General features: G+C 64.9%; 10 protein-coding genes. 4 read left to right on the top strand and 6 right to left on the bottom strand.

From position 1 onward, the window contains the following. Nucleotide 1: 1 nt before the first annotated feature. Nucleotides 2-676 carry a phosphonatase-like hydrolase gene (locus tag G6N33_RS04470; protein ID WP_408632784.1) on the top strand — a complete coding sequence of 225 codons (675 nt, stop codon included), beginning with the start codon at nucleotides 2-4 and terminating at the stop codon, nucleotides 674-676. Here the strand turns inward: G6N33_RS04470 and G6N33_RS04465 are convergent. The 5 genes from G6N33_RS04465 to G6N33_RS04445 form a co-directional block, all read right to left on the bottom strand. Next, nucleotides 650-2,044, bottom strand: a complete 1,395-nt coding sequence (locus G6N33_RS04465; RefSeq protein ID WP_044510516.1) for an MFS transporter — start codon at nucleotides 2,042-2,044, stop codon at nucleotides 650-652. The two genes, G6N33_RS04470 and G6N33_RS04465, sit on opposite strands and share 27 nt — an antisense overlap. Then, the gene (locus tag G6N33_RS04460; RefSeq protein WP_044510518.1) at nucleotides 2,041-3,312 is read right to left on the bottom strand and encodes a hydroxyacid-oxoacid transhydrogenase; all 1,272 of its coding nucleotides are present in this window, start codon (nucleotides 3,310-3,312) and stop codon (nucleotides 2,041-2,043) included. The genes G6N33_RS04465 and G6N33_RS04460 overlap by 4 nt, the downstream gene beginning before the upstream one ends. Nucleotides 3,313-3,533: 221 nt before the next feature. Next, nucleotides 3,534-4,316, bottom strand: coding sequence for an IclR family transcriptional regulator (locus G6N33_RS04455; RefSeq protein ID WP_049919232.1), 783 nt, complete (start codon nucleotides 4,314-4,316; stop codon nucleotides 3,534-3,536). Nucleotides 4,317-4,354: 38 nt separating this feature from the next. Further along, nucleotides 4,355-5,164 (bottom strand): IclR family transcriptional regulator, encoded by an 810-nt coding sequence (locus G6N33_RS04450; protein WP_081662220.1) that lies wholly within the window; start codon nucleotides 5,162-5,164, stop codon nucleotides 4,355-4,357. Nucleotides 5,165-5,194: 30 nt separating this feature from the next. Continuing rightward, the gene (locus G6N33_RS04445; RefSeq protein WP_044510520.1) at nucleotides 5,195-6,121 is read right to left on the bottom strand and encodes a LysR family transcriptional regulator; all 927 of its coding nucleotides are present in this window, start codon (nucleotides 6,119-6,121) and stop codon (nucleotides 5,195-5,197) included. Nucleotides 6,122-6,237: 116 nt separating this feature from the next. Between G6N33_RS04445 and G6N33_RS04440 the strand changes: the two genes are divergently transcribed. The 3 genes from G6N33_RS04440 to G6N33_RS04430 are packed head-to-tail and all read left to right on the top strand — an operon-like array spanning nucleotide 6,238 to nucleotide 11,757. Further along, nucleotides 6,238-7,782: a 4Fe-4S dicluster domain-containing protein gene (locus tag G6N33_RS04440; RefSeq protein WP_044510522.1), complete on the top strand. Its 1,545-nt coding sequence runs from the start codon at nucleotides 6,238-6,240 to the stop codon at nucleotides 7,780-7,782. A 14-nt stretch (nucleotides 7,783-7,796) separates the two neighbouring features. Continuing rightward, nucleotides 7,797-10,625, top strand: a complete 2,829-nt coding sequence (locus tag G6N33_RS04435; protein WP_101528613.1) for a molybdopterin-dependent oxidoreductase — start codon at nucleotides 7,797-7,799, stop codon at nucleotides 10,623-10,625. 7 nt (nucleotides 10,626-10,632) lie between these two features. Continuing rightward, entirely contained in the window at nucleotides 10,633-11,757 is a 1,125-nt protein-coding gene (locus G6N33_RS04430; RefSeq protein WP_044510524.1) for an Mrp/NBP35 family ATP-binding protein, read from the top strand. Between the two features lie 374 nt (nucleotides 11,758-12,131). Here G6N33_RS04430 and G6N33_RS04425 read toward each other — a convergent pair whose 3' ends face one another. After that, the gene (locus G6N33_RS04425; protein ID WP_081662221.1) at nucleotides 12,132-13,460 is read right to left on the bottom strand and encodes an MFS transporter; all 1,329 of its coding nucleotides are present in this window, start codon (nucleotides 13,458-13,460) and stop codon (nucleotides 12,132-12,134) included. Nucleotides 13,461-13,579: the final 119 nt, after the last annotated feature.

The following is a 13,579-nucleotide window of genomic DNA, read 5'->3' as shown; positions in this document are numbered from 1 at the left end:
GATGGTTGCGTTAGACATCGCCGGCACCAGCATCGACGAGGGCGGCGCGGTGTACGTGGCGTTGCGTAAAGCGGTCGAGTCGCACACCGGCAAGCCGATTCCCGACGACCAATTCGATCGGTGGAAGGGCGCGGGTAAGCGCGACGCGATCATTGGACTACTTGGCGATTCGACAGTCGACGAGATCGACACGGTTGAGCGCCGATTCACCGATTCGCTGCTTGACGCATACCGGTCGGTGCCGCCGGTGCCGCTGCCGGGCATCGTGGACGCCTTCGCGCTCCTGCACGAGCAAAAAATCAAGATCGTTCTACAGACCGGGTATTCGCGTGACATCGCCCGCCCGCTGCTCGATCAAGTTGGCTGGCGCGTCGGACGTGATATCGATGCGGTGATCACCAGTGACCAGGTGCCCACTAGCCGTCCGGCCCCGTATCTTGTTTTCCGCGCGATGGAGGCGGTCGGCGTGCAGAGCGTCTCGGCGGTACTTGTCGCCGGCGACACGCCGAACGATCTGCGTGCGGGCACGAATGCCGGCGCAAGATATGTGGCCGGGGTACTCACCGGTGCGCACGACGCGGCCAGCCTGCGGTCCGCGCCGCATACCCATATCCTGACCAGCGCCGCGACCATTCCCGAGGTCCTCAAACTACGCGAGGTGGCCACCCAATTCTGAACGGGGTGTAGCAGCAGATGGCCTGGTGGGACTGAATTCGACTGAGGGCAAAGGTCTTTCATCCGACTCCGGATACGTGTCCCGGCGGCGAATCGCCAAGGTTGCCACGGCACTGATGGTCCCGACGATAAAGAGGTACACCATGATCAGCGAAGTGCCGCCGTTGGCGGCACTCAGGAAGTACGTCAGAAGCAGAGGGGTCAGACCCGAAGCGAAGATTCCGGAGAGTTGATAGACCACCGAAATCCCACTGTAGCGAACCCGGGTCGGAAACAGCTCCGAATACAGCGACGGCTGAGGTGCGTACATCATCGGGTAGACGAGCCCGAGCATGACGATGATCGTGACGACGGCGGCGCCCGCCGGCCGGGCGCTCATCAGATGGAAAGCGGGATAGGTCGCCGCGGTGCTGATCACGACGCCCAGAGCGAAGAGCTTCCTGCTGTCGTAACGGTCCGCGAACTTTCCGTACCTCGGGATGAAGAAGACCATGGTGGCCGCCGCGGCCATGACCGACATCAGCATCCGCTGGCGATCGATTCCCAGCGTGTTGGTGCCGTAGGTGATGACGAACACCGCCCAAGTGTTAAACGCGACGCCCTCGGCCCACCGGCTTCCCATACCTAGCAACAGATTTCGTCTCAGTCGTGGTTCTCTGACCATTTCCAGCGCGGGCAAAGACGATCTGGCTTCCATCTTCTCGAGCGCCCGGAAGGCCGGGGTCTCCATCACCTTGAGGCGGACGAACGTACCCACTGCAACCAGCACCAGGCTGAGCATAAAGGCGATTCGCCAGCCGAATGCCAAGAATTCTTCGCCCGACATCACCGAGTTGAGGCCCGCGAAAATACCTGTGCCCAGCATCAATCCAAGCGCGAGCCCTAGCTGGGGAAGGCTGCCGTAGTAGCCGCGCTTGCCGGGTGGGGCGTACTCGACGGCCATCAGCACGGCGCCGCCCCACTCCCCGCCGATCGCGACCCCCTGCGCCAATCGCAGTAGCACAAGCAGGATCGGGGCGCTGATCCCGATCGTGGCGTAGCTCGGGATCAAGCCGATCAGACAGGTAGCAAGCCCCATGATGATCATCGTGGCGATCAACGTCTTCTTGCGGCCGACGCGATCGCCGATATGACCGAAGATCAGGCCGCCGACCGGGCGAGCGACAAATCCGATGGCGAAAGTCGCGAACGCGAGCAGCGTCCCGACGACGGGATCGGTACTGGGAAAGAACAACCTGTGGAAAACCAACCCGGCCGCGATCCCATAGAGGAAGAAGTCGTACCACTCCACGGTCGTGCCGAGGATGCTGGACGCGATGACCGTGCGAATCTCAGCCCTGGTCGGCGGTGGGACGACCGTGCCGCTCATAGCGATTGCCGGAAGATGTCGGTGAGCGCACTACGGGTCACCGGTCGCGGCACGACGGCCAGCTGCCGGGTCTGCTTCATCGTGCCGTCGACGAGGGTGGGCAGGTGCTGTTCGCCGTAGCCGAAGGCGCGCAACCCCGCCGGCATGTCGATGTCGGTCATCAGCTCACCGAGCACGTGGGGAAGTGCGTCGGCTCCGTCGGTTGCGGTGAACCGTTGTCCGGACAGCAGTTCGGCCGCGCGCAGATGGCGTTGCGGGTTGCTGGGGTAGGTCCAACGGAAAACGGCCGCCGCGGTCGCGGCTACGGCCTGCCCGTGCGGCACCATCGGCATCGGTGGATAACCTTGCGCCCGATAGCTGTCCACCGCTCCGGCGACGGGATAGGCGTTGGCGTGCGGTAGATGCGTGCCGGCGTTGCCGAAGCCGGAGCCGGCCGAGGTGGACGCCAGCGCCATCTGATAGCGCGCTTCGAGGTCACGGCCATTCATGACCGCTCGCCGCAGATACCTGCCCACCAGCTGCAGCGCTTGCTCACACCATAGGTCGCTGATCGGGTTCGATCCGCAGAACGCGGGCCGCATCATCGGGTCGGCGGGCGCGGGCTTTGCGTCGAATCGGATGGCGGTGTAGCTCTCCAGTGCGTGCGACAAGACATCCATCCCGCTGGCAGCGGTTGGCTGAGGCGGCAGCGAGACGGTCGCGAGCGGATCGACGACGGCCAGGGTCGGGCGTAGCTTGGGATGGCTGATTCCGGCCTTCAGGCGTAATCCCAGCAGATCGACCACGCAGATGGTGGTGGATTCCGAGCCCGTGCCTGCGGTGGTTGGCACCGCAATCAATGGTTTCAGCGGTAGCCATGGTGCCCGCCCGGCGCCGATCGGCGCCGTCACAAAGTCCAACAGTTCTGCGGGATGGGTGGTCAGCAGGTTGACCGCTTTGGCGGTGTCCATTGCCGAGCCGCCCCCCACTGCGACAAAGCATTGCCAATCTTGTTGTTTGGCATAGCTCACGGCATCTTCGATGCTGTCATCGGTGGGTTCAACGACGACCTTGTCGAACACCTCCGATTTGATTCCCGCCGCGATCAATTGGTCGAATACCCGATCCGGGATGCCCGCGGCGCGAACCCCGGGGTCGGTAATTACCAAACAGGATTCGATGCCCAGTGCCAGTAGTTCGGGGCCTATCTCGTCCAAGGCTCCCACACCAAATTTCAATGGCGTTGCTGCCCAGGTGAATACGGTTTCGTTCTGGCCCGATCCGAGCATTCTCGGTGCTCCCTTGCCCTTCACAATGTAGGAAGAGTCCCCACATTGTGTGAGACGGTACGCCTCGGTCCGATCGATGAGAAGTGCATCACAACCGGCAACAGGCTCCAGCTAAGCCCCGGGCGGCGGGGTGGTGGGGTGGTGTGAGCGCGGCTACCTACCTCGTTGCGGTCCGAGCGGACGTGCCAAAAAGACTTCGGCAAAACCCAATTGGCGGGAACTCAGAACGACATGGCGCGGTTGACGGGCACGAACTGCGACACATCGCGTGCGGCCTGGGCGACTTGTTTACCCAAAGTTCGCATGCGGTTTCTCGACATCCGGACGCTTGGCGCCTGAATCACCAAGGCCGCTTGTGCATTTCCCTCCGGGTCGAGCACCGGAGCGCCGACACAGCGTAGACCCTCGATGTTTTCCTGTTCGTCGATACTGTAGCCACGGCGCCGGACGCCGGCGAGCTGATCGGCGAGGGCTGCGGGGGTGCTGAGGCTGTGCGGGGTGACCTTGCGGAGCTTGGCCGGCAACGAATTCAAGTATTGATCGGCGTCGGGCGAGAATGCGAGGATGGCCTTGCCGGAAGCCGTGCTGTACAGGGGAAATCGTGCTCCGGTGTGTTGTTCGAACCGCAACGGGAGCGTGCACGGTACCCGCATCATCACCACCGACTCCGTGCCCTGGCGGATCGACAGGTTGATCGCCTCTTCGGTCTCACGGTTCAGGCGTTCAAGGATGGGCAGCGCCTTGTCGATGCCGAACCCACGTTGTGCGGCCTGACCGAGCAGCACCGCCCCGCTGCCCAGGTAGTAGCAGTCCGACACCGGATTGCGCGCCACGAGACCTTCCGCGATCAGTGCCCTGATCAAACGATTCGCGGTGCCCGACGAGAGCCGCAGCGAATTGGCGATTGCGTTGCCGCTCAGTTCATCCGGCGACCCGGCAAGCAACTTCAACACGGCGAGTGCCCGACCCACCGATTGGGTGCCGGCGGGCAGAAGCTCAGTCACCGCACCCAGCGGCGTCGACGGGTCACCGGTGGTCTCATTCAGATCTGGTAGCCCCCGGGCAGCAGGGCGGCGATCTCGTTGGCCGCGCTGACCACGAGGCGACCCAGTTCGTCCAGCCGATCGTCGCGAACGCGTACCTCGGGACCCTGCACCGCAACTGCAGCCACCACCGCCCCCTGCGCATCGAACGCCGGAGCGGCGACACCTCGGACCCCCTCGAGGCGCTCGCCCCGGTTGACGGCGTAGCCACGAACCCGCGTCTCCTGCAGATCCTGCAACAGCGCTCTGTTCGACGTGATGGTGATGGGGGTTAGCTGGCGAAGCTCCCCGAGCCGGGCCACCTCGGCCGCGATATCCGGTGCAAACGCCAGGAACACCTTGCCGCTGCTGGTGCAATGCAGCGGAATTCTGGTGCCCACGGGCTGGATGAACCGCAGCGGGTGTTTCGACTCCACGCGCACCACGACCAGGCCGTGGTCACCGTCGCGGACGACAAGATTGGTCGACTCGCCCGATTCCTCGCTGAGCCGCTCCAGCACCGGGGAGACGCTGTCGAACCCCAAGCTGCGCTCGGCGGCGCGGCCGAGCAGGTAGGCCTCGCGCCCCAGTTGATACCGCTCGGTTCGACTGCTTTGTGCGACGTACCCGGCCGCGACGAGGGCACGCAGGATTCGGTGGGTGGTGCTGGTGTTCAGCGAGAGCGTGCGGGCTAATTCGGTGACGCCCAAGTCGTTAGGGGACTGCCGAAGTATGCCGAGAACCTTCAGGGCGCGGCTGATCGTTTGGGTGCCCATCAGCGGCTCGTCCTGCACCGCCAGGTCGCCGACCGCGTTTGATCCCCGTGCCATGGCACCAGGATAACGACATCGAGCTGGGAGTTAACTGGTGTCGGAGTTTGCGATTACCCTGGTTGCCCCGACGACGTCGCGCAGCATCGCCGGCAACTGCTCGCCGGATCGCAGCACCAGCCGCAGGCTGCGCCGCAAATCCATGCCATCGGTGGGCACCACGATCAGTCTGTGTTGCGCGATTTCATCGGCCAGGGCCAGCGAACTGAGCACAGCGGCACCGATCCCGGCTTCCACCGCCGACTTGATCGCGGTCGTCGAGGACAGCTCCATCATCGGATCAACGGTGACCGGGTAGCCGAGATGGTCGAGCTCGTGCTCGAGCACATATCGTGTGCCGGATCCGGGTTCCCGGCTGATTAGGGCGGTGCGGCTGAGCTCCGCCGCGCCCACCGGAGCCCGGCGGTGGGCCCAGGGATGGGTGTGGCCGACCACCAACACCAGCTCGTCATGGGCGACCACCACCGAATCCAGTCCGTCGCTGACCTTTGCGCCTTCGACAAAACCGACGTCGGCGGCGCCGCCGAGGACCAGTTCGGCGACCTTTGCGGAATTGATCACCTGTAGGCCGATGGTTGCGGTGGGCACCCGTGCGCGCAGTTCGGACAACCAGCGGGGCAACAGATACTCGGCGATCGTCATGCTGCACGCGACGCGAATCCGGCTCGCCTGGTGGCCGCGTAGCGCGGTGATTCCGGCGTCCAGATCGCTCGCGGCGTCGACCACCCGCCGGGCCCAGTTCGCGATCATCGCGCCATGATCAGTCAGCCGTGATCCCGCCGTCGACCGCACAATGAGGGGCACGCCGATCAGCCGTTCCATGTTTCGGATGCGCGACGCCGCGGCGGGCTGGGAGACGCCATGTTCCCGGGCCGCCTTCGCGAGGCTGCCCAGCCTGGCAACGCTGAGTAGCAAGTCAAGCGAACCGATTTCCGGCACCCGTGGCGACAACGGCACACGTTAACCGTACTGCTTGGGATCAAAGTTCGCTTTGGGGGCTTGAAAGTTTGAGAACGCTACCGTCGCTCGGCCACGGCCGTTAACGTCGCTGGCACAACGGAATCGGAGGTGCCATGCGGTATGGATTTGCTATCGATCAGCGCACCTGCATCGGTTGTCACGCTTGCACCGTAGCTTGCAAGACCGAGCACGAGGTCCCGCTGGGCCAATTCAGGACGTGGGTGAAATACGTTGAGTCGGGCGAGTTCCCGGCTACGACGCGCGACTTCGGGGTGATGCGCTGCAACCACTGCACGGATGCGCCGTGCGTCAAAATCTGCCCGACACAAGCATTGTTCAAGCGCGACGACGGCATCGTCGACTTCGACAATGAACGCTGCATCGGGTGCAAGGCGTGCATGCAGGGATGCCCCTACGACGCCATCTACATCGACGAGGAAACGCACACCGCCGCCAAGTGCAACTTCTGCGCCCACCGGGTCGACGAGGGACTGGAGCCGGCGTGCGTCGTGGTTTGCCCGACACATTCCATCTGGGTTGGCGACCTTGAGGATCCGACGAGCGGCATCGCCCGCCTGGTCAACTCCAACCCGGTGCAGGTGCGTGCGCCGGAGCAGAACACCGGTCCCAACGTGTTCTATCTGGGTGCAGACCGGGCGGTCCTCGACCCATTGGCCGCCCCCACCGGCACGTCCTACCTGTGGGCACGTCCCGACGAACATCGCCGGCAGGTGTCCACCGACCTGCCCACCGACCCGGTCAGTAAGGCGCGGACCACCCTGAACACGGCGCATCCACGCCCGTGGGGGTGGCGGGTGACGGCCTATCTCTGGACCAAGGCGGTCGCAGCGGGAGCCATGCTGATCGCCGCGCTTGCGCAATTGGCCGGCATCGATCTGGGCGTACTGGGCTCGGTCGCTGCGCCGGCCATTGGGGTGGCCGGCGTGGGTCTCACCGGGGTTCTGCTCGTATGGGATCTCAAGCGGCCCGAGCGGTTCCTCTACATCCTGCTCAAACCCAACCCTCGCTCGTGGCTGTTCTGGGGTGCGGTGGTTCTGGGCGTAGCCGGTGCACTGTTCACCGCGTGGTTGGCGGTTGGACTGCTCGAGGATGCGGGCGTAGTAAATCCGGACACATCTGGCGTGCTGCGCTCGGCGCTCTCGGTACCGACGATGCTGGCCGCGGTGATGACCACCGGCTATACCGGCTTCCTTTTCGGCCAGGCCGAAGGCCGGGATCTGTGGCAGTCGCCGCTACTGTTCTGGCACCTCATCGTGCAGGCGTTCATGGTGGGCTCCGGCGCACTGGCCGTCGCGGCCACCGCCATCGATCCGGGGTCCCTCGGCTGGAAGTTGTTGCTGGTCACCCTGACGATCGCCACGGCCGGACATGTCGCGATGGTGCTGCTGGAATTCCTCGGTCGGCATCCAACCGGCCACGCAGCGGCCGCCGCGCACATGGTCGTCAAGGGTCGCTACGCGCGCGAGTTCTGGGTGGGCGGCGTTGCCGCGGCGGTGCTGGCCGCTGTGCTTGCCGGGTCCAGCTGGGCCGCAGCACCTTTGGCGCTCGCGGTGGTCGGCGGACTCGTCGTTCAAGGGGCGCTGATCGCCTACGAGAGCGTGTTCGTGCGGGCCGGCCAAGACGTCCCCCTGTCGTGAATTAAGGAGCACCCATGCCCGTCGAACCGCCCCTGCCCGGCTTGCGCTGTCACGAGCACTTGCACAACTTCCCGCCCGTTTCGGAGTGGGACAACCACATTGAATACGACGCCAAGGCGCATCCGCGAAAGGTGCCGCATTCCTACCTGTTGATCCCAACCACGTGCTTCAACTGTGAAAGTGCCTGCGGGCTGCTGGCGTATGTGGACAAAGAGGACCTGTCGGTCAAGAAGCTGGAAGGCAATCCGGCGCACCCCGGTTCACGGGGGCGCAATTGCGCGAAAGGTCCCGCGACGGTCAACCAACTCAACGATCCGGAACGGATTCTCTATCCGTTACGCCGTACCGGCGAGCGGGGCGCGGGCAGCTGGGAGAGGGTGAGCTGGGATGAGGCGCTCGACGATATCGCCGGCCGGATCCGCACGGCGCTGACGGAAGGCCGGCACGACGAGATCATGTACCACGTCGGCAGGCCGGGGGAGGACGGCTTCACCGAGCGGATGCTGAACACCTGGGGGGTGGACGGGCACAACACCCACACCAACATCTGCTCAGCCGGCGCCCGGCTGGGCATGTCGTTGTGGGCGGGCTTCGACCGTCCGTCCGCCGACTACGCGAACGCCAAAGTCATGCTGCTGTTGTCCAGCCATCTCGAGACGGGGCACTATTTCAACCCGCACGCGCAGCGGATCATGGAAGCCAAACAATCCGGCGCCAAGCTGATCGTGCTGGACCCCCGAATGTCCAACACTGCCTCGCACGCGGACGTCTGGCTGGCGCCGTGGCCCGGTAGCGAAGCTGCGATTCTGCTCGCGGTGGCGTCCTATCTGCTCCGCACCCGGCGCATCGACGAGCCATTCTTGCGCCGCTGGCTCAATTGGCGCACCTATCTGCAGGAGCTACACCCCGAGGCGCCAAGGGATTTCGAGACATTCCTGGACCGGATCACCGACGACTACGCCGAATACACGTTCGAATTTGCGGCACGAGAGGCCCAGGTTCCTGCCGAGACGATCGCGGAGATCGCGGAACTCGTCGCCGACTGCGACCACCGGCTTTCGTCTCACATCTGGCGCGCGGCGGCCGCCGGCAACTTGGGCGGCTGGCAGGTCGCCAGATCACTGTGGTTCGTGCTCGCCCTGACCGGCAGCATCGGAACCCGCGGTGGCACCAGCCCGAACGGTTGGCACAAGTTCATCCCGGAGCCGCCCAACAAGCCCAACCACCACGAGCGGTGGAACGAATTGACCTTCCCGCGTGAGTTCCCGCTGTGTACCAACGAGATGTCAATCCTGTTGCCGCACTTCCTCGCTGAGGGCCGCGGCAGGCTGGAAGTGTACTTCTCCCGGGTCTACAACCCGGTGTGGACCAATCCGGACGGCTTCACTTGGATCGAGCAACTGTGCGATCCGGACAAGGTGGGTCTGCACGTGGCGCTGACTCCGACCTGGTCGGAAACGGCCGAATTCGCAGACTATGTGCTGCCCATGGGTCACTCCAGTGAACGCCACGATACGCACTCGTACGAGACGCACGCCGGCCGCTGGCTCGGCTTCCGGCAACCGGTGCGCCGCGTTGCGATGGCGAAGCTAGGGCACGAGTTCACCGACACCCGCGACGCCAACCCCGGCGAGGTGTGGGAGGAGAACGAGTTCTGGTTTGAGCTGTCCTGGCGTATCGATCCCGAAGGGGCGCTGGGCATCAGAAAATACTTCGAGTCACCATACCGTCCCGGCGAGAAGATCACCGTCGACGACTACTACCAGTGGATGTTCGAGCACAGCGTTCCCGGGCTCCCGGAAAAGGCTGCCTCGCAAGACATGACACCGATGCAATATATGCGACGCTACGGCGTGGTCGAGGTGGAACAGTCGGTATACCGCCGCGACGAACGTGTCATCGACGACGCGGAGCTCTTTGACACCACCGTCGACGAGCTGGGTGTGGTGCGCAAACCGGTGACCCTGGACTCCGTCGCACCGATCGTCGGCGAAGCCGGCGCGGTCGGTGTCCGCCACGACGACGGTACCGTGACCTTCGGCTGGCCAACACCGTCACGCAAGCTCGAGGTGTTCTCGTCGGCAATGCGGGACTGGGGCTGGCCCGAGCATGCGACACCGGGCTACATCCGGTCGCATGTGGCGGCCGACGAGATCGACCTCGACGCCGGCGAAATGGTCCTGGTGCCCACCTTCCGGCTGCCCACGCTGATTCACACCCGGTCCGGAAACGCCAAGTACCTCAACGAAATCTCCAATACGCACCCGTTGTGGCTGAACTCCCGCGATGCCGCACGCCATAACGTGAGCACCGACGACTTGGTGCGCATCAGCACCGAGATCGGCTACTTCGTTGCGCGAGTGTGGGTCACCGAGGGCATTCGTCCGGGCGTGTGTGCGCTGTCCCACCACATGGGCCGGTGGCGGCTTCACCCGGGTGAGGGCAGTCGCTGGGTGTCCGGGATGGTCGAAATCTCCCATCCCGGTGGGGAACACACCTGGTTCCTGCGCCACAAGGGCGGGGTTGCCCCGTTCGCCTCCACCGACCCCGACTCGTCGCGCATTTCGTGGGACGACCCCGGTGTGCACCAGAACCTGGCGTTCGCCGTCCATCCGGACCCGCACTCGGGCATGCATTGCTGGTTGCAGAAGATCCGGCTGGAGCCCGCCCATCCGGACGACCGGTATGGGGATGTGTACGTCGACACGCGGCGATCCGCGGTGGTCTACCGACAGTGGTTGTCACGAACCAGGGCCACATTGGGGCCGGGCGGCCAGCGCCGCCCCGAGTTCATGATGCGGCCCCTCGCGCCGACCCGGCGCGGCTACCGGGTCGAAGGATGACAGCGACATGGTGATGATGACCCGGCCCCGACGCCGGCCGCTGGTCGACGAGAACGCGCTGCGCCGGGCGGTCGAGGCTGTCGAAGATCCTGAAATCCACCGTCCGCTAGGTGAGTTGGGCATGGTCAGGCAGGTCGGCGCGCGGCGCGACGGCGTGGCGCACATCGAGGTGGCGCTCACCACGCCGTCCTGCCCGATGCGCGATCGGCTGCGTGCCGAGATTGCCGCCGCGGCCGCGACGGTTGACGGCGTGGTCGGTGTCGAGGTGACATTCTCAGTGCTGAGCGAGCGGGAGCGCCTCGCCCTGGCCGGCCGGCTGCGTGGCTGGGACGGAAAACGACTGGATGGACAGACCCAGGTGTTCGCGATCGCCAGCGGAAAGGGCGGTGTCGGCAAGTCCACCGTGGCGGCCAACGTGGCGGTGGCCCTGGCGGCTGCGGGGAAAAGCGTTGCCTTGCTGGATGCCGACGTGTGGGGCTATTCGATTCCCCAGTTGTTCGGCGTCCGTCGAAATCCGGTGGCGCTCAACGGACTTATGCTGCCGGTCGAGGCTCACGGCGTGCGGCTGATGTCCGTCGGCTTCTTCGTCGACGAGGGTGAGCCCGTCGTGTGGCGCGGCCCGATGTTGCACAAGGCGCTCGAGCAGTTCCTGTTCGACGTCCATTGGGGCGATATCGACGTCCTGCTCATCGACCTGCCCCCCGGAACCGGGGATGTGACGCTGTCGCTGCTGCAGCTCGTGCCGCAGGCCGCATTGCTAGCCGTGACCACACCACAACCCGCGGCGCAGACGGTGGCTTCCCGGGTCGGTCGGATGGCTGCCGACATGCGGATGCCGGTCGCTGGCGTGGTGGAGAACATGAGCGCGCTGGTGTGCGGCTGCTGCGGTGAGCGCACGGCCCTGTTCGGGTCGGGCGGCGGAGCCCGATTGGCAGCCGAACTGGGCACCGAACTGCTTGGCCGCGTTCCCCTTGACGGCGACCTCCGCGCGGCCGGAGATGAGGGTATTCCGGTGGTTATCCAGCAGCCGCTGGCCCCGTCGGCCGTCGTCTTTGCCGACATTGCGACGCGGCTGCGTGCCGTGCGTCGGCCGCTGGCCGGGATTCCGTTGCCGCTGACCGTGACCTCCTGAAGCGGTCGCGCCTACCCGCTGGCGTCATCGTGCCGGGGCGGCGGGGATTCGGTGTTGACTTTCGATGTTGACTTTCGATGTTGACTGGGCCCTGCCCTCAGCCTTCGGCCATCACCTTCCGCACCGCGGGCAGCGCGCCCCGGTCGGATACCAGGAACCCGGTTGACCGGCACCCCTGACGCCGATTCGCCGCGGTGACCCGCGATCGCAGGCGGTCTCGCTGTCGACGCACCCGCCGTGTCGGATGCCCCGCGGGCGACCCCTCGACTTCTCGACGGACATCCGGTCGAGCGCCGTCTGATAAGCCAGCGCGCTCGAATTCAGTTCGACGGCAATCGCATTCAACTCGTGGTACATGCGCTTGGCTGCCGCACTCATCGGACGGCCGTCTCATCCGGCAGCGGCTGCGGATCGATGCGCAGGGCGGCGACGGCTCCGATGAACAGAAGTGCGGCGGAGACGGCGAAGGGGACCTGCCAGCTGCCGGTCGCGTCCAGCAGCATGCCGAAGACCAGCGGGGAAAGAATGCCCGCGATCCCGAAACCGGTGTTCATCAGTCCGCCGGCAGTGCCGGCGTGCTGGGGTGCGATGTCCATGGGGATCGCCCAGAGCACCGCATTGGTCAACTCCAGGAAGAAGAACGACAGCGCCAGGAACGTCGCGTCAAGTAAGAGCCGGTGGGTCACCAGGGTGGGCAGGACAAACAGGAAGGATCCCATCAGGCCCACCACGAGCGTGGCACGCCGCGCAATCTTGGGGTTGCCCGTCCGTCGCAGCAGCGCGTCAGACACCACTCCGCCCATCGTGTCGCCGACCACCCCGGCCAACAGCACCAGCGTGCTGAACATCGCGAAGTCCTTGAGATCCAAGCCGTAGCTGCCCTTGAAGAACGACGGTAGCCAGGTGAGGAACACCCACAGCGTCCAGCCGTAGCAGAAGTCCACCAGGGTCACCGGAAGAATGCGTCGCAGCAGCGGGCCCCAGGGCGTGGGTGTGTGTTGTTCTGTTTGCTGATCTTGCGGTAGCTCGTCGAGCTCTGCCGGCGTCATTTTCGGGTGATCGGCGGGCGAGTCGGTGAACGACCACACCCACGCAATGACCCACAGAAAGCTCACCGCGGCGAAGACCCAGAACGAAAGTCGCCAACCGTAAAGGGCGATCAGCGCCCCGGCGACCAACGGGGTTATGGCGTTACCAAGCCGGGCGGCGGCATGCGTCACGCCTTGCGCCAGCCCACGTTGGTCCGGTGGCATCCATTTCGCCATCGCATGTGTCGCTGTTGGAAAGGACGCTCCTTCGCCGAAACCGAGCGCAAGCCGGGCGGCGAACAGCGATACCAGTCCGACAGCAAACCCGGTGGCCGCCGTCGATACCGCCCAGACAACGCCGACGATGCCGAGCACGATCCGGGGTCCGAAACGGTCACCGATCATCCCGCCGAAGATCTGGAAGAACGCATACGGAAGGGCGAAAGCCGAAAGAGTCAGTCCCAGCTGGGTATTCGTCAATCCAAGTTCACTTTTGATGAACGGCGCCGCCGTCGCGATGTTCACGCGGTCCACGTAGGTGACGAAGTACAGCATGCAGAGCAGCAGTAGCACCTTGCCGCGCACCCGCCCGACGAACGCGCTCCGGAGCGACGGTCTGGTCTTTGCTGTCGGCTGCCCATGCGGGGCGTCGAGACGGAATGCCGGCTTGAGCATCAACGGTCACCACCTAGCTATGGCCTCGGGTGGCAACGCGACACCGGGGCTCGTCATCCCATTATGTGAAAGCTCATCCCAGATCTGGTGTGTTGTGACGCTAGCCACAAGGAGGTGTG

It is taken from the genome of Mycobacterium simiae (assembly GCF_010727605.1).
GTDB lineage: Bacteria > Actinomycetota > Actinomycetes > Mycobacteriales > Mycobacteriaceae > Mycobacterium > Mycobacterium simiae.
Note: the sequence above shows the minus strand (reverse complement) of the source record. Positions and strands in the feature narration are given on the sequence as shown.